General features: G+C 67.1%; 20 protein-coding genes and 2 pseudogenes. 5 read left to right on the top strand and 17 right to left on the bottom strand.

Annotated features, from left to right (window positions below; translation table 11 throughout):
- Positions 1 to 27: 27 nt before the first annotated feature.
- From ACFJGT_RS23885 to hslV, 16 genes and pseudogenes are all read right to left on the bottom strand, one after another.
- Entirely contained in the window at positions 28 to 441 is a 414-nt protein-coding gene (locus tag ACFJGT_RS23885) for a helix-turn-helix domain-containing protein (protein ID WP_377843440.1), read from the bottom strand.
- Positions 442 to 567: 126 nt separating this feature from the next.
- Positions 568 to 2,163 (bottom strand): apolipoprotein N-acyltransferase, encoded by a 1,596-nt coding sequence (lnt, locus tag ACFJGT_RS23880; RefSeq protein ID WP_377843438.1) that lies wholly within the window; start codon positions 2,161 to 2,163, stop codon positions 568 to 570.
- Entirely contained in the window at positions 2,163 to 3,152 is a 990-nt protein-coding gene (locus ACFJGT_RS23875; RefSeq protein WP_377843435.1) for a hemolysin family protein, read from the bottom strand. Before ACFJGT_RS23875 ends, lnt begins: the two co-directional genes overlap by 1 nt.
- A gap of 12 nt (positions 3,153 to 3,164) precedes the next feature.
- Complete coding sequence (ybeY, locus tag ACFJGT_RS23870) at positions 3,165 to 3,737, bottom strand: rRNA maturation RNase YbeY (RefSeq protein ID WP_377843433.1); 573 nt, start codon at positions 3,735 to 3,737, stop codon at positions 3,165 to 3,167.
- Complete coding sequence (locus ACFJGT_RS23865) at positions 3,734 to 4,840, bottom strand: PhoH family protein (RefSeq protein WP_377849056.1); 1,107 nt, start codon at positions 4,838 to 4,840, stop codon at positions 3,734 to 3,736. The genes ybeY and ACFJGT_RS23865 overlap by 4 nt, the downstream gene beginning before the upstream one ends.
- Before the next feature lie 249 nt (positions 4,841 to 5,089).
- Positions 5,090 to 6,460 carry a tRNA (N6-isopentenyl adenosine(37)-C2)-methylthiotransferase MiaB gene (miaB, locus tag ACFJGT_RS23860; protein ID WP_377843429.1) on the bottom strand — a complete coding sequence of 457 codons (1,371 nt, stop codon included), beginning with the start codon at positions 6,458 to 6,460 and terminating at the stop codon, positions 5,090 to 5,092.
- 106 nt (positions 6,461 to 6,566) lie between these two features.
- A complete protein-coding gene (locus tag ACFJGT_RS23855) occupies positions 6,567 to 7,367 on the bottom strand; it encodes a lysophospholipid acyltransferase family protein (protein ID WP_377843425.1) in 801 nt (266 codons plus the stop codon).
- Between the two features lie 81 nt (positions 7,368 to 7,448).
- The gene (locus ACFJGT_RS23850) at positions 7,449 to 7,946 is read right to left on the bottom strand and encodes a GNAT family N-acetyltransferase (protein WP_199086527.1); all 498 of its coding nucleotides are present in this window, start codon (positions 7,944 to 7,946) and stop codon (positions 7,449 to 7,451) included.
- A gap of 53 nt (positions 7,947 to 7,999) precedes the next feature.
- The gene (gene tsaB, locus ACFJGT_RS23845) at positions 8,000 to 8,686 is read right to left on the bottom strand and encodes a tRNA (adenosine(37)-N6)-threonylcarbamoyltransferase complex dimerization subunit type 1 TsaB (protein WP_377843419.1); all 687 of its coding nucleotides are present in this window, start codon (positions 8,684 to 8,686) and stop codon (positions 8,000 to 8,002) included.
- 57 nt (positions 8,687 to 8,743) lie between these two features.
- Positions 8,744 to 9,304, bottom strand: a complete 561-nt coding sequence (locus tag ACFJGT_RS23840; protein WP_173043174.1) for a NifU family protein — start codon at positions 9,302 to 9,304, stop codon at positions 8,744 to 8,746.
- A 103-nt stretch (positions 9,305 to 9,407) separates the two neighbouring features.
- Entirely contained in the window at positions 9,408 to 9,902 is a 495-nt protein-coding gene (locus tag ACFJGT_RS23835; protein WP_377843416.1) for a universal stress protein, read from the bottom strand.
- Positions 9,903 to 9,975: 73 nt separating this feature from the next.
- The gene (trpS, locus tag ACFJGT_RS23830) at positions 9,976 to 11,025 is read right to left on the bottom strand and encodes a tryptophan--tRNA ligase (RefSeq protein ID WP_377843414.1); all 1,050 of its coding nucleotides are present in this window, start codon (positions 11,023 to 11,025) and stop codon (positions 9,976 to 9,978) included.
- A gap of 46 nt (positions 11,026 to 11,071) precedes the next feature.
- Positions 11,072 to 12,592 (bottom strand): annotated as a pseudogene (gene murJ / locus ACFJGT_RS23825) (murein biosynthesis integral membrane protein MurJ); the annotation flags it as partial.
- A gap of 50 nt (positions 12,593 to 12,642) precedes the next feature.
- Positions 12,643 to 13,954: pseudogene (hslU, locus tag ACFJGT_RS23820) on the bottom strand (ATP-dependent protease ATPase subunit HslU).
- On the bottom strand, positions 13,951 to 14,076 hold the full coding sequence (locus ACFJGT_RS23815; RefSeq protein WP_377843412.1) for a hypothetical protein: 126 nt from the start codon (positions 14,074 to 14,076) through the stop codon (positions 13,951 to 13,953). Before ACFJGT_RS23815 ends, hslU begins: the two are co-directional and overlap by 4 nt.
- A gap of 36 nt (positions 14,077 to 14,112) precedes the next feature.
- Positions 14,113 to 14,682 carry an ATP-dependent protease subunit HslV gene (hslV, locus tag ACFJGT_RS23810; RefSeq protein ID WP_306227462.1) on the bottom strand — a complete coding sequence of 190 codons (570 nt, stop codon included), beginning with the start codon at positions 14,680 to 14,682 and terminating at the stop codon, positions 14,113 to 14,115.
- Positions 14,683 to 15,045: 363 nt separating this feature from the next.
- On the opposite strand from hslV, the gene ACFJGT_RS23805 reads away from it, so the two are divergent.
- Both ACFJGT_RS23805 and ACFJGT_RS23800 read left to right on the top strand, forming a co-directional pair.
- Entirely contained in the window at positions 15,046 to 17,151 is a 2,106-nt protein-coding gene (locus tag ACFJGT_RS23805; protein WP_377843409.1) for a methyl-accepting chemotaxis protein, read from the top strand.
- A 301-nt stretch (positions 17,152 to 17,452) separates the two neighbouring features.
- Complete coding sequence (locus ACFJGT_RS23800; protein WP_199085709.1) at positions 17,453 to 17,803, top strand: Atu4866 domain-containing protein; 351 nt, start codon at positions 17,453 to 17,455, stop codon at positions 17,801 to 17,803.
- A 78-nt stretch (positions 17,804 to 17,881) separates the two neighbouring features.
- Here ACFJGT_RS23800 and ACFJGT_RS23795 read toward each other — a convergent pair whose 3' ends face one another.
- Positions 17,882 to 18,505: an NAD(P)-dependent oxidoreductase gene (locus ACFJGT_RS23795; protein ID WP_377843406.1), complete on the bottom strand. Its 624-nt coding sequence runs from the start codon at positions 18,503 to 18,505 to the stop codon at positions 17,882 to 17,884.
- Positions 18,506 to 18,630: 125 nt separating this feature from the next.
- On the opposite strand from ACFJGT_RS23795, the gene ACFJGT_RS23790 reads away from it, so the two are divergent.
- From ACFJGT_RS23790 to pnp, 3 genes are all read left to right on the top strand, one after another.
- Entirely contained in the window at positions 18,631 to 19,002 is a 372-nt protein-coding gene (locus ACFJGT_RS23790; protein WP_377843403.1) for a winged helix-turn-helix transcriptional regulator, read from the top strand.
- 173 nt (positions 19,003 to 19,175) lie between these two features.
- A complete protein-coding gene (rpsO, locus tag ACFJGT_RS23785) occupies positions 19,176 to 19,445 on the top strand; it encodes a 30S ribosomal protein S15 (protein ID WP_377843400.1) in 270 nt (89 codons plus the stop codon).
- A 261-nt stretch (positions 19,446 to 19,706) separates the two neighbouring features.
- Positions 19,707 to 21,878 carry a polyribonucleotide nucleotidyltransferase gene (gene pnp / locus ACFJGT_RS23780; RefSeq protein WP_377843396.1) on the top strand — a complete coding sequence of 724 codons (2,172 nt, stop codon included), beginning with the start codon at positions 19,707 to 19,709 and terminating at the stop codon, positions 21,876 to 21,878.
- Positions 21,879 to 21,993 lie beyond the last annotated feature (115 nt).

The raw sequence follows: 21,993 nt of genomic DNA, 5'->3' as shown, positions 1-21,993 counted from the left end.
GTCACATCGAACGAAATGGAGGCGATATCACGCTGTTCCGGCGTCTTCCTCCGCCAGGGCCTCCACCAGATCGATGATCCTCCGGCGAACCCGGCCGCTCTTGATCCGCGTGAAGGCCTTGGTTAGCTGCACGCCTTCGCTGGTGGCGAGGAACTCGGAAATATAGGTCGTCGCGGCGGAATCGGCGAAGCCGGGCTCCGGCATGTCGCCGGTCGGCGCGCCATCGAAGAAGAAGGCCACCGGCACATCCAGCATCTTGGCGATCTGCTGCAGGCGGCTCGCGCTGATGCGGTTGGAGCCCTTCTCGTATTTCTGCACCTGCTGGAAGGTCAGTCCGAGTGCTTCACCGAGCTTCTCCTGGCTGACGCCCGCGAGCATCCGACGCATACGAACGCGGCTACCGACATGCTTGTCGATCGGATTCGGGACCTTCTTGATCATGATTCACCCTGCTTAGGCATCAGTGTCATGACCAGGAGCCGCCATCCTGGTCGGCGCGGTAATCGTCCCTTTATTATAGGCGTCGCTGCTAATCCACCCTTCAGCGCGAAAAAGTTCCAATTGGGATCATTCCCGCGCCCGCAAGCGGGAAAATGCCAGAAAAATAAGCAGAAGCCCTGCGAAGACGACGTCTCCCACCCTTGCGTAGAGGGTAATGGGGCCGGCGCGGGGCAGGCCCGAATCCAGCACGCCCTCGACGCCGAGGGGCAAGCTCGCGATGGTCCGGCCATAGGCATCGACCACCGCGGAAATCCCGGTATTGGCGACGCGCACCAGCGGCAGGCCTTCCTCGATGCTGCGCAGGCGCGCCTGCGCGAAATGCTGGTAGGGGCCGCTGGTCTGGCCGAACCAGCCGTCATTGGTCAGGTTCAGGAAGAAGCCCGCACGCGGGCCGCGCGCGGCAACCTCGCCGGGGAACACCGCCTCGTAGCAGATCAGCGGCGCCGCCGTCGGCAGTCCCTTGATCGCGAGCGGCGTGCGGGTGCTGCCGGCCGCGAAGCCGCCGGGAATCGAGACGAACTGCGACAGGCCGACGCCGCGGATCAACGTGTCCAGAAAGGGCGGCAGATATTCGCCGAAGGGCACGAGATGGACCTTGTCGTAGCTGGCGAGGATGACGCCCTCGTCATTGACCACCTGGATCGCGTTGTAGATCGGCGGCCGGCTTTCGCCCGGCAGCATCTCGCCGGCCCGCGCGGCGCCGGTGATCAGCGTCACGTCGGGCGGGAGCACCGCTCCGATGCGCGACAAGGCGCCGGGCGTGCGGCCGAGAAGGAAGGGAAAGGCCGATTCCGGCCAGATCAGATGCGTGATGCCCTGGAGGCCGGGTGTGGTCGGGCTGGTCGCCCGGTCGCTCAGAGCCAGGTAATTGTTGAGGATCGCCTCGCCATTGCGGCCGTTGAACTTGGCATCCTGCGGCAGGTTGGGCTGCATCAGCCGAAGCTTCACTCCCGCCACGAGCGGCGAGGAAGCGGCCGGCAGACGCCAGAAGCCGAAAGCGAAGAGGCCGGCCAACGCCGCCAGCGCCAGGAGCGGCGGCACGTTGCGTCCCGCCGGCGTCCGCGCCGTTCCGAGCACGGCCGGAGCCGCACCGATCGCCACCGCGAACAGGGTCAGGCCGTAAAGCCCCGTGAGCGAGGCCACCTGTGCGAGATGGATCTCGCCCGCCAGCATCATGCCGTAGAGGTTCCAGGGGAAACCGGTCAGGACATGGCCGCGCAGCCATTCGCTGAGGGCCAGCATCGCGGCGAGCACGAGGATGCGTCCGGCGCCCTTGGGCCAAGCGAGCCGCGCCAGGCCGAAAGCGCTGGCAGGAAAGACGGCGAGGAAGGCCGGGAGCGCGACGACACCCAGCGGCATCGCCCAGGCGAACTTGTCGGCCTCGACGAGGAAGGCGGCACCCAGCCACCACAATCCGGCGAGGAAGAAGCCGAAACCCCACCACCAGCCGACCGCGAAAGCGGCCCGGAACCGGCGCCAGGCACTGGTCCCCACGGCCCCGTCGATCAGCCAGACCGCGATGGTCATCGGCACGACGATAACAGGCCAGAGATCGAGAGGCGGCAAGGCGAGCGCGCCGCTCGCGCCGGCTGCAAGCGCGATCAGGCGCTTCCGCCAACCCCACCCCAGGATGACGGCCTCGGCTGCCCCCGCCAGCCCCATCAGCCCGGCTCCATCGCCGGCTCTTCGGTGGCAGGCTCGCTATGGCAATGGATGGTCAGGCGCTTCACGCGGCGCTGATCGGAATCGAGGATCTCGAAGCTGAGCCCGTCCGGGCCTCTCACCGTTTCTCCAAGAGCCGGAACGCGCCCTGCGAGCGTGACGATCAGGCCGCCGAGCGTATCGATATCGTCGGCGACCTCGTTGCCGGAGAGATCGACGCCGGTCGCCGCCTTGAGCTCGGCCAGCGTCGCGCGGGCATCGGCGGTAAAGCGGTTCTCGCCGGCCGGGACGATCGGCGTCTCCTCGAGATCGTGCTCGTCCTCGATATCGCCGACGACGATCTCGATCAGGTCCTCGATCGAGACGAGGCCGTCGGTCCCGCCATATTCGTCGATGACCAGCGCGATATGGGTGCGGGTCGACTGCATGCGGACGAGCAGGTCGACCGCCGGCATCGAGGGCGGAACATAGAGGACCGGCCGCAGCAGCTTGGTCTCGGACAGGCGCGTCGAAAGCTCCACGGCGGACAGCGTATGCGGAATCGCGAGCTTGCCGTTCTCCTCCGGCGGCCCGTTCTCTCCGGGCCGCGCCTTCTCGGCGATGTATTCGAGGAAGTCGCGGATATGGACCATGCCGCGGGGATCATCGAGCGTGTCGTCGAAGACCGGCAGGCGCGAATGGCCGGCGGTCCGGAAATGCGCGAGCAACTCGTCCAGCGTCGCCTCGGCCGGGACGGCCACGATATCGGCACGCGGGATCATGACATCGCCGACGCGGCGCTCGCGCAGGCTCAGCACATTGGTGAGCATCGCGCGTTCCTGGACGGAGAGATCGGCGAGTTCGCCGTTCTCCTCGGCCAGGGCCTCGACGATTTCCTCGCGGGCTGTGCCGCCGCCACGCAGGCCGAGCCGGTCGAGGAATTGGCCGAGCCAATGGCCGAGGCCACGGCCGGCGGTTTCGGGCTGGGATTGTCGACTGTCGTCGCTCATGATCGTGGGGACTTATGCGGAAGAAGGAACGGGCGCCGTGACGAGTTCGGCACCGGCGTAAGGATCGGCCACGCCGAGACGGGCGAGGGCGTCGATTTCAAGCGCTTCCATGCGGCGCGCCTCGGCCTCGGTCTCATGGTCCTCGCCGAGGAGATGAAGCAGGCCGTGGATGGCGAGATGGCGGAGATGGTCCGTCACGCTCTTGGATTCGGCCTCCGCCTCGCGCAGCACCGTCTCGTAGGCGATGACGATGTCGCCGAGCAGCGGGCTTTGCGCGATGCGCTCCGGCGGGGCGGCCGGGAAGGAGAGCACGTTCGTCGCCTTGTCGAAGCCGCGCCAGTCGCGGTTGACGATGCGGATGCGCTTGTCGTCGGTCAGCAGCAGGCTGAGCTCGGCGCCGGGCATGGGCTTGCGCGGGGCTACTGCGATCCCCGCTTCCAGCGCCTCGTTCAACAAGGCTCGCAGGCCCGGCAGCTTGCCGAGCTCATGCCAGCGGCGGGACTGCGCCCTGACGTCGAGATTGATCTCCGGAGACGTCTTCTCGGGTGGCGGCGCCAAGCGCCGCCCGCGAGGTCGATCGTTCATCGCGGCCGCTCCCGCGCCAACATCCGCTTCAGCCCTTCGCTGTCGCCTTCCCGGTTGAGATCCGGGGGCGCATCGGGATTGCGCAAGCGCTCTTCCCGTTCCGCGCGCTCATGGCGCGCCGCGCTCTCATAGGCCATGACGATGCGTCGCACCAGATCATGCCTGACGACATCGCCTTCCTCGAAGCGGGCATAGCCGACGCCCTCGACATCCTTAAGCAGCTTCACCGCCTCATTCAGGCCGGAACGCTGGCCCGGCGGCAGGTCGATCTGCGAGGGGTCGCCGGTGATGATCATGCGCGAGCCCTCGCCCAGGCGGGTGAGGAACATCTTCATCTGCATCGAGGTGGTGTTCTGGGCCTCGTCGAGCAGCACCACGGCATTGGTCAGGGTGCGCCCGCGCATGAAGGCGAGCGGCGCGATCTCGATCATGCCGGTCTGCAGGCCGCGTTCGACATGGCGCGCCTCCATGAAGTCGTTCAGCGCGTCGTAGATCGGGCGCAGATAGGGATCGACCTTCTCGCGCATGTCGCCGGGCAGGAAGCCGAGGCGCTCGCCGGCTTCCACCGCCGGGCGCGACAGGATCATGCGCTCGACCACGCCCTGCTCGATCAGCGAGACGGCATGGCCGACCGCGAGCCAGGTCTTGCCGGTGCCGGCCGGACCTTCGGCGAGCACGAGCTCATGGCGCTTGAGCTGGCGCAGATAGGCGTCCTGCGCGGCATTGCGCGCCCTGACCGGCCCGCGCTTGCGCGTCACCACCGCATCGAAGGAGGTCTTGCCGGCATCGGCGGTCGGGAACAGCGAGCGCTGCACGTTGCTTTCCTCGATCGCGCCATCGACCTCGCCGAGCGTGACCGGCGCGCCGGCCTTGGCACGGGCATAGAGCGTCTTCAGCACGCGCCCGGCCTGCTCGGCCGTCTCGCGGGCGCCCTTCACGGTGACGTGATTGCCATTGGGGCTGACCACGACGCCGAGCCGGCGCTCGAGATGGGCGAGGTTCTGGTCGTACTGACCGAAAACCAGGCTGGCGAGCCGGTTGTCGTCGAAGGAGAGCACGACCTCCGTCGCCGCCAAGCCTTCGCGGCCCGCGCTTTCGCGCACACCGCCCTCGGGGCGGGTGGGCGCGAGGTCGCGCCGCGGGTTCCGGTCGGGTCTTTGCGTCGAATCAGCCTGTGCCAAATGCGTCGCCTCGCTTCAGGCCGGGGTGGCGGTTGGCCTGTCCCCGGCGCCTGTTCCAGCCGGGCAGGAGCACCCGGCCGGGTCGTCTCGCAGCATAACCGGACGCAACGATATCAGCCTGATGACAGGCCGGCGCCCGTCCCTGGCAAATGGGAATGAAGCCGGTCGCGCTCAAGCGGCCAAGCCCTTTCCATCGGTCTCGCCCGGCTCCGCCAGCCGGCCGAACAGGGAATTCGTGCTCGTCTTCTCGATCACCACCCGCACGATGTCGCCGATCTGATTCGCGTCGCTCTCGATCTGCACAGCCTGCAGATAGGGCGACTTGCCGGCAAGCTGTCCGGGATAGCGTCCAGCCCTTTCGAGCAGGACATCCACCGTCCGCCCGACCATGGCCCGGTTGAAGGCCTGCCGGTGATGCTCGATGCGATCCTGCAAACGATAGAGCCGCTCGTTCATCAGCTCGCGAGGGATCTGCGCGTCGAGATCGGCTGCCGGCGTGCCCGGGCGCGGCGAATAGTTGAAGGAATAGCTGGAGGCGAAGCCGATCTCGTCGACGAGGCGGATCGTGTCCTCGAAATCGGCATCGGTCTCGCCGGGGAAGCCGACGATGAAATCCGAGGAGAGCGCGATATCGGGCCGGGCGCTCCGGATGCGATCGATCAGGCGGCGGTATTCGTCGCCGGTATGCTTGCGGTTCATCGCCGCGAGGATGCGGTCCGAGCCAGCTTGCACCGGCAGATGCAGGAAGGGCATGACCTGCGGCAGGTCACGATGGGCGGCGATGAGATCGTCGTCCATATCGCGGGGGTGGCTGGTCGTATAACGGATGCGGGCGATGCCCGGCACCTCCGCGACACGGTGCATCAGGCGCGCCAGGCTCCAGACGGCGCCGTCCGGCCCCTCGCCGTGATAGGCGTTGACGTTCTGGCCGATCAGCGTGACGTCGCGCACGCCGGCTTCGGCCAGGCGCTCGACCTCGATCATGATCTGCGCGACCGGCCGCGAGAATTCGGCGCCGCGGGTATAGGGCACGACGCAGAAGGCGCAGAACTTGTCGCAGCCTTCCTGCACCGTGACGAAGGCCGAGACGCCGCGCGCCAAGATCGCCTGACGCTTCGGCGCCGGCAGGAAGCCAAACTTGTCCTCGACCGGCAGATCGGTGTCGACGACGCGGCGCTTGTGAGCCTCGGCCAGAAGCTCCGGCAGGCGGTGATAGGCCTGCGGCCCGACCACGAGATCGACGGCGGGCTGGCGGCGCTGGATCTCGCCGCCCTCGGCCTGCGCGACGCAGCCGGCCACGACGATCTTCGTCTCCTGGCCTTCCGCGCCTTGCGCCTTCTTGATGTCGCGGAGCTTGCCGAGCTCGGTATAGACCTTCTGCACCGCGCGGTCGCGGATATGGCAGGTGTTGAGCAGGATCAGGTCCGCGCCCTCCGGCGTGGCCGTCTCCTCATAGCCCTGATGGCTCAGGATATCGGCCATGCGCTGCCCGTCATAGACGTTCATCTGGCAGCCGAAGGACTTGATATGGACTTTCTTCATCGGTGCGGATCGGGTCTCCAAAGCGCATTCTTTACTGCGGATCGGGCGCCTTGGGAACGGCCGCGAAGCGCAAGCCGATGGCAAGCAAGCCGCGGACCAGCCGGCGTCACGCTTCCTGGCGGCCCGTGACGGCCCGACGCCGGGCCTTGCGCACCGATGTTTCGGCAAGCCGCGTCGCTTCCTTGCGCGAGGTCGCACGGCCCATCACGATCGGCTCGCCCCAGACCAGCTCGACATCGACGGCACCGCATTCCAACACATGCTTCAGATGCGGCCAGAGTTCGGTATCGCCATACCAGGCAAGGGCCGCCCGCCCGTTGCGCCCGCCCGGCAGGTTCTGCCAGCCGGTATAGGTGATGGTCAGCGGATAGACCGTCACATCCGCCGTGGCGTCGCCCATGGCCTGATGCGCGGCGCCTAGCAGGGAGGAGCGGAAGGGCAGGATGCGCGTGCCGTCACCGGTCGTCCCCTCGGCGAAAAGCACGACCTCCTCGCCACTGGCGATGCGCGCACCCATGGTGGCCGCCATGCCTGCGGTCGCGCTGCGGCGCTGGCGGTCGAGATAAAGCGTGCGCTGGAGATTGGCGAGAAAGCCGACCACCGGCCATTCGCCGACCTCGCTCTTGGCGACGAAGGCCAGTTCGCGCTCGGCGCCGATCACGCCGATATCGAGCCAGGAGACATGGTTGGCGACGATCAGCGCCCCGGTTCCGGCCGGCGGCGGAGCACCACGCACCTGCCTGCGTACGCCGAGACACCAGCAGGTCAGGCGGTGGAAGCGCAGCGGCAAGGCCCCGCGCCGCGACGGCATGACCCGCATGACGACGAGCTGGGCGAGAACGAGCCCGAGCGTGCCGGTGCACAGCATCACCAGACGGGCGAGCGCACCGAAGCGGAGTCCGTTCATGCTGAGGCGGGTCCGGTCATCGGCGAAAAGGCGGTCTCGTTGGGAATCTGCTGCCGTCAATGGCGCGATTGCGCCGGCTTGTCACGCGAGATCGAGCCGCATCGCGATCGCCGTGGCGCGGCTACCGTCCGGCTTGGGATAGTAGCCCTTGCGCCGGCCGACCTCGCGGAAGCCGAAATGACGGTAGAGCCGCTCGGCCGGGAGATTGCCCTCCTCGACTTCGAGGAAAACGTGGTTCGCCCCCTCCTCGGCGAGCCGCGCGAGATGCGCTGCCAGCAGCGCGCGGCCGAAACCGTCGCGGCGGCGGGCAGGCGCGACGACGATGCTCAGGATCTCCGCCTCGTCGGCAGCCTTGCGGGAGATGACAAAACCCTCGGGACGGCTGTGGCCGCCGCTGAAGACGCCATCGCCCACGACCGCCGAATCGGCGATCAGCGCCGCGCATTCGGCCGGCTCCCAGCCGCGGGCGAAGCCGCCCTGATGGTGCAGCGTCGCGACCTGCAAGGCGTGGCCGGCATCGAGCCGCATCGTCCGCGGCGGCGGCGAATCAGGGTGAAGCAATCGGCGCAACCAATCCATGCCGCCTGTTCGCACAGATTGACGCAGCGGCAACCACCATTTGGGGGATAGGCTCACCGGCGCGGCAGGCGGGCTTTGTCCTGCGGCGTCGTCTCGGGCGCCTTCAGGTAGAGCGGGCGGGGCGGGGCGGTCTCGGGATCGGCGATGAAGCCGAGCCGGGCGACCCAGGCGATATCGGGCGCCTTGGCATCGTCGATCACCAGCGCATCGAGGCCGATGGCCCAGGCCTCGTTGGCCACAGCCAGCGCCGAGGAGCCGACAAGGCTGACGGGACCTGCGCCGATGGCGCGGGCCGCATCGCGATAGCTGACCTGCCGGAGCGAGACCAGCGGCTTGCCCTCGCCCGTCAAGGCCTGGAACCAGACCTGGCCGTGCCTGGCATCGAGCGCGGCGGCGATGACACGGCCCGATTCGCGCCCGATCAGGGGCGCGGCGCAAGCCGCGACGGTGGTGACGCCGACCGCCGGGATGCCGGCCGCGAAGGCGATGGCGCGCGCTGCGCTGACGCCGACGCGCAGGCCGGTATAGCTGCCGGGGCCGACGGTGACGGCGACACGCGAGAGCGAGCCGAACCCGCCCTCGACGCCCTTCATGACGCGCTCGACAAGCGGCATCAGCGCCTCGGCATGGCCGCGATCCATCGCGACCTGCTCGATCGCCAGGGGCTTCACCATGTCGGCCGTGTCCAGCACGCAGGCCGAGCAGGCGCCGAGCGCGGTATCGATCGCGAGAATGCGCATCAGGATGTCATTCCGCGAAAGGCCACGCTCATCGTCACAAAAATTCCCGCAGCTTTCTCAGACGGCTTCGACTTCGCGCACATCCGGCAGGAAGTGGCGCAGCAGGTTCTGGATGCCGTGCTTCAGCGTCGCGGTCGAGGAGGGGCAGCCCGAGCAGGAGCCCTTCATCGCCAGATAGACCGTGCCGTCGCGATAACCGCGGAAGGTGATGTCGCCGCCGTCGCCGGCCACCGCCGGGCGGATGCGGGTCTCGAGCAGATCCTTGATCGTCTCGACCGTCTGCGCATCGGCGGGATCGAAGAACTCGCCCTCCTCGATCACGTCCGCCGCCGAGCCGGCCGCCAGGACCGGGGCGCCCGACATGAAATGCTCCATGATCGCGCCGAGGATGGCGGGCTTCAGATGCGGCCATTCACCGTCCGACTTGGTGACGGTGATGAAATCGGAGCCGAGGAAGACGCCGGAAACGCCGGAAACGCCGAACAGGCGCTGCGCCAGCGGCGAGCGCTCGGCATCCGTGACGTCGCGCAGGTCGAGCGTGCCGTCGGGCATGACGGCGCGGCCGGGAAGAAACTTCAGGGTCGCCGGATTCGGCGTGGCTTCGGTCTGGATGAACATGGACTTGCCTCCGGTACCGGCGATTCAAGGTCGCCGTTCCTGGCTCCGATATAGGCCGCCGGCTGGAATCATTCCAGCGGCATGGGATCGCAGACCGCCGCCCTCAGGCGAGGGCGTCGATCTCCTCGTCCTCCAGATGGCCCGGCACGATGGCGACGGGGATCGGGAAGCTTGCCGAGGACTTGCCGGCAAGCGCGCTGACCAGCGGGCCGGGGCCCTTGCTGCTCGTACCGGCTGCGAGCACGAGCAGCGAAATATCCTCGTCTTCCTCGATCAGCCTGACGAGCTCGTCCGCCTTGTTGCCGACACGCACGACCTTCTCCGGTTCGAGCCCGGCCAAGGTCCGCACCGCTGCAGCCGCCGCATCGAGGCGCTTCTCGGCCTCGGCCTCGGCCTCCGCCTGCATCACTTCGCCGACGCCGAGCCAGGTTTCGTGCTCGGGCGGGGTGGCGACGCCGAGCAGGACGATCGCCGCGCCGACACGGGCGCAGCGGCGCGCGGCGAAGCGAATCGCCTTGGCGCATTCCTCGCTGCCGTCGACCACGGCGAGGAATTTCGGGCGATGGCCCGTCTCGTAGGACCGCCGTCTCTTGACCATGAACTGTCCTGCCGCCGCTTCAGGGACAAGCATGGTGGCCTGCGCCGGCACCCCGGCGCAAGTCCACCCAGCGTCACCGGCTCCGGACGAAGCCGACGATGTCCTTGACCTCGCGCATGATCGGCGCGGCGATCGCATCGGCCCGGTCCGCGCCCGCGCCGAGGATGTCGTCGATGTGCTGCGGGTCCGCCAGCAGGCGGCGCATCTCGCCGGCGATCGGCGCGAGCTTCTCGACCGCGAGATCGACCAGCGCCGCCTTGAAGCCGGAGAACTGGCCGCCACCGAACTGCTTGAGCACGGCGTCCTTCGACGAGCCGGAGAGACCGGCATAGATGCCCACGAGGTTTTCGGCCTCCGGGCGACCCTCCAGGCCCTTCTCCTCGGAGGGCAGCGCCTCCGGATCGGTCTTGGCCTTGCGGATCTTCTGGGCGATCGCCTCGGCATCGTCGGTCAGGTTGATGCGCGAATAGTCGGAGGCGTCCGATTTCGACATCTTCTTGGTGCCGTCGCGCAGGCTCATGACGCGCGGCGCCGGGCCCTGGATCATCGGCTCGGGCAGCGGGAAGAAGCCGAGCTCCCCGGTGCCGAGGCCGCGTTCGGCGATCTGCGTCCCGAAGTCGTTGTTGAACTTCTGGGCGATGTCGCGGGTCAGCTCCAGATGCTGCTTCTGGTCCTCTCCGACAGGCACATGCGTCGCCTTGTAGAGCAGGATGTCGGCCGCCATCAGGTTCGGATAGGCATACAAGCCCACCGAAGCGTTCTCGCGGTCCTTGCCGGCTTTTTCCTTGAACTGGGTCATGCGGTTGAGCCAGCCGAGGCGGGCGACGCAATTGAACACCCAGGCAAGCTCGGCATGGCCCGGCACCTGGCTCTGGTTGAAGATGATGCTGCGCTTGGGATCGACGCCGGCCGCGATATAGGCCGCGGTGACCTCACGGATGGCGCGCTTCAGGTCGGCCGGATCCTGCCACATCGTGATCGCGTGCATGTCGACGACGCAATAGATGCACTCATGCGTATCCTGCATCGCGACCCAATTGGTCAGCGCGCCCAGATAATTGCCGAGATGCAGCGTCGAGGTCGGCTGCATGCCTGAGAATACGCGCTGATGAAAACCCGACATGGGGCACTCCGTCGTCACGATGGAGAAGGGAAGCGGCGCTTCTGGCTCAACCCCGCCGCTTGCGCAAGGGGAGAGCGCCGAAGGCGCCCAGTGCCCAGCCCGCCGCGCCATAGCTGACGAGCCCGGCAAGGCAGAGCAGGCCGAGCGCTCCGACCCGGTGCAAGGCCGGCTGATCGAAGGCCAAAGGCCCGGCCAAGAACCGCAGCGACAGCTCCAGAACGGCGAGCATGATCGCGCTGGCCGCAAGCCCGGCGGCGATCGGCCGCAAGCTGCCGATGCTCGGGCGCCAGATGCCGTCACGCAGCAGCATTCCACCCAGCAGGCAGGCCTGCGCCACGAAAGCGAAGGTCGCTGCGAGCGCCGCCATATGCGCCGCGTTGCCCTCGTTCGCCAGACAGAACCCGATGAGGGCGGCGACCAGCACCGCAAGGCCGCCTGAGAGCAACGGCAGACGCGGTGCGCGGCGCGCGAAATAAACCTGCCCGAAGACCTTTGCGGCGATGGCAAAGGGCAGGCCATAGCCAAAGGCGGCCAAAGCCGCAGCCGTACGTGTGCGATCACCCGCATCGAAGCGGCCATATTCGAACAGCGCCGAGACGATCGGCTCCGCGAGCGCCACCAGCGCCGTCGCGGCCGGCAGGGCGAGCGCGAGACCCAGCGCCAGGGCCTGCCCGAGCATCGCGTCAGGGCCTTCCCGGTTCGCCGCCAGCGCCATGTCGGAGAGCACCACGGTACCCATCGCAACGCCGACGAAGCCGAGCGGCAACTGGAAGACGCGATCGGCATAATAGAGCGCGGCGACCGCGCCCGGCCCCGTCGAGGCGATCTGCGTCGCCACCAGCAGGACGAGCTGCGCGGCGGAGGCTGCGAGCAAGGTCGCGCCGCCCGTGCGGACGAGCCGCGTCATGTCCGGCGACCAGCGCAGGCCCGGGCGCGGCAGGCCGGGGCCACGCAAGGCGAACAGGATCATCACGAGATGGGCGAGGCCCGTCAGGCTGGTGCTGAGCGCGAGCCAGCGAGCGCCGGTCTCGGGCTGCACACCCTTCGCATGCAGCAGCAGGAGCACGGCCAGCAGGATCGCGTTCATCAGCGCCGGGGCCAGAGCGGCGACCGTGAAGCGCTTCTCGGCATTGAGCAAAGCCGCCAGCATGGCGGCCAGCGTCGTCAGGAACAGGAAGGGCAGCATCAGCCGCGTGTAGGAGGAAGCCAGTGCGAGGGTTTCGGGCGCCTCGGCGAAGCCGCCGGCGAGGCCGAGCACGAGCCAGGGCGCGAACAGCTCGCCCAAGCCGACCAGCACCAATAGCAGCATGCCGATCTGCCCGGCCGCCTCGCCGGCGAAGCCACGGGCCGCCGCCTCGCCGCGCTCGCCCTTGATCGCGAGATAAAGCGGTACGAAGGGAGCATTCAGCCCGCCCTCGCCCAGGACGCGCCGGACGAGATTGGGCAGCCGCAAGGCCGCCAGGAAGGCATCCGCCACCGGCCCGCCGCCGAGCAGCCGCGCGATCAGCACGTCGCGGGCGAAACCGAGCAGGCGCGACGCGATCGTGGCTGCGCCGACGACGGCGGAATCGCGAGCGAGACGGGAGGATTCCGGCGCCGATGCCGCCGGCTTCTCCATCAGAGAATGAACCGGCTCAGGTCGGCGTTCTTGGCGAGGTCGCCGATGCGGGCCTCGACATAGGGGGCGTCGATCGTCACGGCCTCGCCCGAGCGGTCCGGCGCGGTGAACGAAATCTCGTCGAGAATGCGCTCGATCACGGTCTGGAGTTCGGCGGGCGCCGATATTCTCGACCGTGGAGTTCACCTCGACGGCGATGCGGGCGATGGCGTCGATTGCGTCAGGCGTGAAGGTGACCGCGACCTCCTCCGTCGCCATCAGCGCCACCGACTGCTTGATCAGGCTCGCTTCGGTCTCGGTCAGGATGCGCTTGAAATCCTCGATGTCGAGCGGGTTGAGCTCGACGCGGATCGGCAGCCGGCCCTGCAGTTCCGGCAGCAGGTCGGAGGGGCGCGAGACGTGGAAGGCGCCGGACGCGATGAAGAGGATGTGGTCGCTCTTCACGGCGCCGTGCTTGGTCGCCACCGTCGTGCCCTCGATCAATGGCAGCAGGTCGCGCTGCACGCCTTCGCGCGAGACATCGGCGCCGCCCTTGCCCTCGCGGGCGCAGATCTTGTCGATCTCGTCGAGGAAGACGATACCGTTCTCCTCGACCTCGCGGATGGCGGCCTGGATGATCGCATCCTGGTCGATCAGCTTGTCGCTCTCCTCGGCCAGCAGCGGCTGGTAGGCGTCCTTGACCAGGACGCGCTTGGGCTTGCCCTTCTGGCCGAAAGCCTTGCCGAACATGTCGGAGAGGTTGATCGCGCCGATCGAGGCGCCGGGCATGCCGGGAACCTCGAACATCGGCGCGGTCGCACCGGAACCCGCCGTCATCTCGACCTCGATCTCCTTGTCGTCGAGCTCATTGGCGCGCAGCTTGCGGCGAAAGGAATCGCGCGTCGCCTGGCTGGCATTGGCACCGACGAGAGCGTCGAGCACGCGCTCCTCGGCCGCGACATGGGCCTTGGCCTGGACATCCTTGCGTCGGCTCTCGCGCACGAGAGCGATGGCGACCTCCAGGAGGTCGCGCACGATCGATTCGACATCGCGGCCGACATAGCCGACCTCGGTGAACTTGGTCGCCTCGACCTTCAGGAAGGGCGCATTGGCGAGCTTGGCGAGGCGCCGGGCGATCTCGGTCTTGCCGCAGCCGGTCGGCCCGATCATCAGGATGTTCTTCGGCGAGACCTCCTCGCGCAGCGGCCCTTCGAGCTGCTGGCGGCGCCAGCGGTTGCGCAGCGCAATGGCGACGGCGCGCTTGGCATCCTTCTGGCCGACGATGAAGCGGTCGAGCTCCGAGACGATCTCGCGGGGGGAAAAGCTGGTCACTGCCGGTACTCGCTATTGAGCTTCATCGTCTTGTTGAGAAATCGGACGGCTTCGCTCCCGCTCGCCTTTGCGATGAAGCGGTCGAACTCCGAGACGATCTCGCGAGGGGAAAGGCTGGTCATGGCGATGTTGTATCCGGTGAACGGGCCTGGTGGGCCTCAGGCCGCTTCGAGCGTCTCGATGACGAGCGAATGGTTGGTGTAGACGCAGATGTCGCCGGCGATCTTCATCGCCTTGCGCACGATCGCCTCGGCATCGGGCTCGACATCGATCAGGGCGCGCGCCGCCGAGAGGGCGTAATTGCCGCCCGAACCGATCGCCATCACGGCGCCATGCTCGCTCGCCTCCGGTTCCAGCACGTCGCCGGTGCCCGAGATCAGCAGAGAAACCTCCTTGTCGGCGACCAGAAGCATCGCCTCCAGACGGCGCAGGTAACGGTCGGTGCGCCAATCCTTGGCGAGCTCGACACAGGCACGCAGGAGCTGCGTCGGATATTGCTCGAGCTTCTTCTCCAGGCGCTCGAACAGGGTGAAGGCATCGGCGGTTGCGCCGGCAAAGCCCGCGATCACCTCGCCTTTCGCGAGCCGACGGACCTTGCGCGCATTGCCCTTCATGATGGTCTGGCCGAGCGAGACCTGGCCGTCGCCGCCGATGACGACGCGCCCGCCCTTGCGCACCATCAGGATGGTGGTGGCGTGCATGACGGGGGCATTGCTGTTTTCGGACATGAGATAATGAACCGGGTATCGAGACGGGGCGGCGGATATTGCCAAACATGTTCAGGAGAGGCCGCACTATCAAGGGGGAAGCCGGCATGCCACCTGTGAGGGCGGCATAGTGGAATATGCAAGCCATGCTTGAATGGCGTGTTTACTAGCAGTTGAATTTCAGCTTTCGTGGCGTAGGCGCAACCATATCAGCGATAAACCTGATCATACGCATGCGAGTCCTTGGACTCTGCCGTAGAGCATCCGCAGCAGAATCCTGAAATGCCGCAATGCTAAACTTTTAAGCAGTTTTTTATCATTAACGCCCAAAGGTCAGGGTTTAGATCGGCTTCCATTGTCGGGAAGCCGCCTCGGGGCGTCATCATGAAATCCATCCGGCTGAAAATCCTTGCCATGCTGGCCATCGTTGCCGGCGGCGCCATCCTCTCGGCGATCATCAGCATCTACGGCCTGCACAAGGCCGACGATCTGAACACGCGTTCCGAGATCCAGGCCAATGTCGCGCTGCTCACCCAGCGCATCAACGGCGTGGTCACCGCCGTGGTGATGGAATCGCGCGGCGTCTACATGTCGAAGACGCAGCAAGAAGCCGCGACCTATGCCAAGGGCATCGAGGAGCGGTTTCCGACGCTGCGCAAGTTCAGCGCCGACCTGCAGAAGGTCGCGCCGGCGGAAGAGCGCCAGACGGTCGAGCAGATCGCCAAGGCGATCGATGAATTCATCATGTTCCGGACCGAGACCGCCCGACTCGGCCGCGAGGTTTCTGCCGCGGCGGCCAATGAGCAGGGCAACAACGAGGCCAATCGCGCGAACCGCAAGGCTCTCAACGACCTGCTGATCAGCTTCAGCCAGCGCGTCGAGAAGGCCGGCATCGCGGTCGGCGAGGAGGCCACTGCCTTCACCCGGCAGGTCCAGTGGCTGCTGCCGATCGTCCTGCTGACGACGCTGCTGATTTCGGTTGGCGTCGCGCTCGTCTTCGCGCAGCGCTCAATCACCAAGCCGATCCTCGATCTCAGCCAGGTCATGGAGAAGCTCACGGCAGGCGATACCAGCGTCAACGTTCCCCATTCCCAGCGGCCCGACGAGATCGGTGCCATGGCGCGCGCGGTTTCCGTACTGCGCCAGAGCACCGAGCAGGTCGCCTTGCTGCAGGAGCAGGAACGCGCTGCCGCTGCCGCGCGCCTCGCCCGGGCTCAGTCGATGGAAGCGGTGGTCTCGGATGTCGGCGAGGTCGTCGCGGCCGCCGCTGCCGGCGATTTCTCCGCGCGCCTCCAGATCGAGGATGCCGACGAGCAGATGCAGCGGCTGGTGGCCGGCATCAACGAGATCAACGCGGTTGTGGACGGCGCGACGACGGAGTTTGCCGAGGCCCTGTCGGCCATCGCCGGCGGTGACCTGACCAACCGGGTCGAGACGGCCTATCGCGGCCGCTTCGCCGACCTGAAGGGCGCGATCAACGAGACGGTGGACCGTCTGTCGGACACGGTCGCGACGATCCAGACGACCTCGGCCGATGTCGGGCTGGCCGCTCGCGAGATCAACATGGGTGCCGACGATCTGTCGAAGCGCACCGAGGAGCAGGCCTCCTCGCTGGAGGAGACCGCCGCCACGACCGAGGAGCTCGCAGCCTCGGTCAAGGCCTCGGCCCAGGCCTCGAAGGATGCGGCGCGCATCGCCGACGAGGCGATGCAGGCAGCCGAGAGCGGCGGCGCGATCGCCGGCCAGGCGGTCGATGCCATGGCCCGCATCGAGACCGCCTCGCAGAAGATCTCCGACATCATCCGGGTGATCGACGACATCGCCTTCCAGACCAATCTGCTGGCGCTCAACGCGGCGGTCGAGGCAGCCCGTGCCGGCGATGCCGGCAAGGGTTTTGCGGTGGTGGCGTCCGAAGTCCGCACGCTGGCGCAGCGCTCGAGCTCCGCGGCCAAGGACATCTCCGGCCTGATCTCCTCGTCCAATGTCGAGGTCGGCGAGGGCGTCAAGCTGGTGCGGCAGGCCGGCGAGCAGCTCAGCCGCATCCTCGCGGCCTCGCAGAAGGTCGCGGCGACGATCGCCGACATCTCGGCGGCATCCGGCGAGCAGGCCAACGGCATCGACGAGATGAGCCAGGCGGTGGCGCATCTCGACGAGATGACCCAGCAGAACGCGGCCCTGTCCGAGCAGAGCGCGGCCTCGGCCGGCTCGCTGTCCGGCCGGATCGAGCAGCTCAACGCGCTCGTCGCGACCTTCCGCACCGGCCGCGAGCAGACGGGCCAGACGGCCGCAACGGCACCCCGCGCGGTGAAGGCGCCGATGCGGGCGGCCGGGCGAGCAGCTCCTGTGTCCACGGCGACGTCCGGCGAGCCAGAACGCTTGCGCCAGCTCGCGGAGGCCGCCTTCGTCCAGTCCCGCTCCGCCCCCGCTCCGCGGAAGGTCGCCAATGGCGGCAGCGGCCGGGCCAGCGATTCCGGTTGGGAGGAGTTCTGAGGCCAACCGGCCTTCGAACCGGTCTCGAACACGACACGCGCGGCGCCCCAGAAGGGCGCCGTTGACGTTTCCGAGAGAAATTTTTACTCGCCGCCTCTTGTCGAGGCGCTTGATCAGCCTATCTCCGTGACAGGCGCCGGAGCTTTGCTCCATCACGACGCCGCCCTCGCACATTCATAACGCGACGTTTCTCGGCCGACTCACTGGAGTCGATCGATGCCCCACCGCTTGCTGACAGGTCCCGACGGGGATGTCTGCGACAAGCGGTTTCAGCCGTCACCACGACAGGGAGACGAAAACCATGCAGTTCAGCCAGGTTCTTCAGGCTCTCGGCCAGTTCGCTTCCGGCTTTGCGCCGGCCAGCCGTTCCGTCCGTCCGCTCGAGATTGATTTCGACACCGCCGACACCCTCGGCCCCTTCGAACAGGCCGCGATCGGCCAATGGAAGACCGAGGACGGGTCGATCCTGATCGATCTTCGGCCCGACGGCCAGTTCCACAAGGCCAAGCCCGCCGCCGGCGCCAAGCATGTCGGGCGCTACGCGGTCGATCGCTCGAAGCTCTATTTCGAGGGCGAGACCGGTTGGGTCGCGCTCGGGAAGCTGAAGCGCGGCACGCTCAGCATCGGCGAGAAGCGCTTCCGTAAGGCCTGAGCGCTATTGCCAGCCACTCCATAAAGAAGGGCCGCGCTTCCCGAAGGAGGCGCGGCCCTTTTCATGACATTGCGAAGATCAATAGCCAACCGTGAAACGGCGGCGGCTATGGGCCGGCTTCTCCAGCTCGTCGACGAGGGCGATCGCGTAATCCTCGGCCGAGATCGCGCTGTTGCCTTTGGCGTCGACGAGAAGCTGATCGGTGCCGAGGCGGAACTGGCCGGTGCGCTCGCCCGGCTGGATCAGGGCTGAAGGCGAGAGGAAGGTCCAGTCGAGACCCTGCTCCTGCTTGAGAAGGTCGAGGAAGATACCGCCCTTCCTGGCTTCATCGAGATAGACGGCGGGGAATTGCGGCGTGTCGAAGAGTTTCACGCCCGGCGCGACCTCGAGACTGCCGGCGCCGCCGACGACGAGATAGCGCTTCACGCCCGACTGTTTCACGGCCGCAAGCAGGCGCTGCGGGTCGCTGGCAGTGAAATGCACCGCGCTGATCACCGCATCATGGCCGGCTATGAGTTCGGCAAGCCCGTCCTTGTCGAAGACATCGCCCTTGACGGCGGTGACGCCCGGCAGCGCAGCGACCTTCTCGGGATTGCGGACGATGGCGGTGACGGCATGGCCGCGGGCTGAGAGTTCGGCCAGCAGGCGCGAACCGATGAATCCGCTGGCGCCGATCAATGCGACCTTCTTGGCGACGTTCATGACAAGGGGCTCCTTGTTGTGGTATCCAACGGATACCTGCACTCCAATGGAACCTATGTGATCCTGCCGCGCCGCCTCGTAAAGAAGGCACTTTCACGCGACATGGTCACCTCCGGGAAACCGCCATGCTGAAACGCCCCGACCCTTTCCAGGCGCTGTGCCCGACCCGGCGGGTGCTCGATCGCATCGGCGATACCTGGGCGGTGCTGATCCTGATCGCGCTCGACGACGGCACGCTGCGCTTCAACGAGCTCCGGCGGCGGATCGAGAACATTTCGCAGAAGATGCTGTCCCAGACGCTGAAGAGCCTGGAACGCGATGGGCTGGTGCGGCGCGAGGTGTTCGCGACGGTGCCGGTCACCGTCGAGTATTCGCTGACCGGGCTCGGGCGGACGCTGGCGCAGACGGTGAACCAGCTCACCCTTTGGGCCGAGGCGCATATCGGCGAGGTCGAGGCGGCGCAGCAGCGCTATGATCGCGGCGAGGCCTCGGCCTAGCCCGGACTCGGGAACGCTGGCGTTTCCATCGATTTCGTGTATATGCCCGGGCAACCGGCTTAACCAGCCGGCGGCGCGACCCCTCCGCGATGAGGCGGCTCGCGGGCTTCGGACCTTGCTGGACGACATCCCGGCCTGGCCCGCCAGATCAACCCAAACATGAGGATATCCCGATGTCGATCACTGCCGAGCGCAAGACTGCGCTGATCCTGGAACACGCCACCAAGCCGAACGATACCGGCTCGCCGGAAGTGCAGATCGCGATCCTCACGGAGCGCATCACCAACCTCACCGGCCACTTCAAGTCCCACAACAAGGACAACCACTCGCGCCGCGGCCTGCTCAAGCTGGTCTCGCAGCGCCGGTCCCTGCTGGACTACCTGAAGGGCAAGGAAGAGGCCCGCTACAAGACGCTGATCGAGAAGCTCGGCATCCGCCGCTGATCGAGAGCCGACGGTTTCCGCCCGGTGCGACCTGCTCCGGGCGGCTCCTTCTCAGGTGAGGCCGCCATGGGGCGAGCCGCCTGCCTGCCGCGGCGGCCGCATGGGGCGGCCCTCCCGCGTGACCCGCCGGGCGCCCAAGACGTCCATGGCAGGATCGCCGAGCGCCCGGACGCGCAATCTCGCATGATCCGGGTGCTCCGCCGTCTTGCCCATGGGCCTGAAGGCACCGGACGGGTCAAAACCCGACCGAAAGAAAAATCCATGTTCGATATCCAAACCGAAGAACTGATCTGGGGCGGCCGCAAGCTCGTCCTCGAGACCGGCAAGGTCGCCCGCCAGGCCGACGGCGCCGTGCTGGCCACCTATGGCGAGACCGTCCTGCTCGCGACCGTCGTCTCGGCCAAGGAGCCGAAGCCGGGCTTCGACTTCTTCCCGCTGACCGTGAACTACCAGGAAAAGACCTTCGCTGCCGGCCGCATCCCCGGCGGCTATTTCAAGCGCGAAGGCCGTCCGAGCGAGAAGGAGACACTGGTCTCCCGCCTGATCGACCGCCCGATCCGCCCGCTCTTCGTCGAAGGCTACAAGAACGACACCCAGGTCGTCGTCACCGTGCTCCAGCATGACCTGGAGAACGATCCCGACATCCTGGCGATGGTCGCGACCTCGGCCGCGCTCACCCTCTCCGGCGTGCCCTTCATGGGTCCGATCGGCGGCGCCCGCGTCGGCTATATCGACGGCGCCTACAAGCTGAACCCGACCATCGAAGAGATGAAGGACTCGGTTCTCGACCTCGTCGTCGCCGGCACCCAGGACGCCGTGCTGATGGTCGAGTCGGAAGCCAAGGAGCTGCCGGAAGACGTGATGCTCGGCGCCGTGATGTTCGGCCACAAGCATTTCCAGCCGGTGATCGACGCCATCATCCGCCTGGCCGAGAAGGCCGCCAAGGAGCCGCGCGACTACACCCCGGCCGACAACTCCGTCGTCCTGGACGCCGTCCTGAAGCTGGTCGACGCCGATCTGCGCGCCGCCTACAAGATCACCACCAAGGCCGAGCGCTACAAGGCGCTGGACGCCGCCAAGGCCAAGGTCGCCTCGCTGATCTCGGCCGAGCCGGACGGCAAGACCACCTTCACCAAGGAGCAGGTCGGCGGCCAGTTCAAGGAAGCCCAGGCCAAGGTCGTGCGCTGGACCATCCTCGATGACGGCACCCGCATCGACGGCCGCGATCTCAAGACCGTGCGCAAGATCGTCGCCGAGGCCGGCATGCTGCCGCGCACCCACGGCTCGGCCCTGTTCACCCGCGGCGAGACGCAGGCGCTGGTCGTGACCACGCTCGGCACCGGCGACGACGAGCAGTTCATCGACTCGCTGGAAGGCACCTACAAGGAAACCTTCCTGCTGCACTACAACTTCCCTCCCTACTCGGTCGGCGAGACCGGCCGCATGGGTTCGCCCGGCCGCCGCGAAATCGGCCATGGCAAGCTCGCCTGGCGCGCCATCCGTCCGATGCTGCCGGCGAAGGCGGAATTCCCCTACACGATCCGCGTCGTCTCGGAGATCACCGAGTCGAACGGCTCCTCCTCGATGGCCACCGTCTGCGGCACCTCGCTGGCGCTGATGGATGCCGGCGTGCCGCTGAAGGCGCCGGTCGCGGGCATCGCGATGGGCCTGATCCTGGAAGGCGAGCGCTTCGCCGTGCTCTCCGACATCCTGGGTGACGAGGATCATCTCGGCGACATGGACTTCAAGGTGGCCGGCACCGCCGCGGGCATCACCTCGCTGCAGATGGACATCAAGATCGCCGGGATCACCGAGGAGATCATGAAGGTCGCCCTCGACCAGGCCAAGGGCGGTCGCGAGCACATCCTCGGCGAGATGAACAAGGCGCTCTCGACCTCGCGCGCCTCGCTGGGCGAATACGCCCCGCGCATCGAGACGATGAAGATCCCGGTCGACAAGATCCGTGAAGTCATCGGCTCCGGCGGCAAGGTCATCCGCGAGATCGTCGAGAAGACCGGCGCCAAGGTGAACATCGAGGACGACGGCACCATCAAGATCGCCTCGGCCGACGGCAAGTCGATCGAAGCCGCGATCAAGTGGATCAAGTCGATCGTCTCGGAAGCCGAAGTCGGCGTGATCTATGACGGCACCGTCGTCAAGATCATGGAGTTCGGCGCCTTCGTGAACTTCTTCGGCGCCAAGGACGGTCTCGTCCACATCTCCGAGCTCGCTCCCCAGCGCGTCCAGAAGGTCTCGGACGTCGTCAAGGAAGGCGACAAGGTCAAGGTCAAGTTCCTCGGCCAGGACGAGCGCGGCAAGATCCGCCTCTCGATGAAGGTCGTCGACCAGGCCACCGGCGAGGACCTGACCGAGAAGCTCAAGGCCCAGCGCGACGCCGAGAAGGCCCGCGAGAAGCAGGGCGCGGCCGAGTAATCACGGCTCGCCAGCTTGTATAGGACAGGACGCCCCGCATCGGATGATGCGGGGCGTTTTGTTTTTTGACCTGGACGCCCAAGCAGCCGGGATGATGCCGCTCGCCATGCTCGGG

The organism is Allobosea sp. UC22_33, from assembly GCF_042700715.1.
Taxonomy (GTDB): domain Bacteria; phylum Pseudomonadota; class Alphaproteobacteria; order Rhizobiales; family Beijerinckiaceae; genus Allobosea.
The sequence above is the reverse complement of the archived record's forward strand: the minus strand, read 5'-3'. Positions and strand labels throughout refer to the sequence as shown.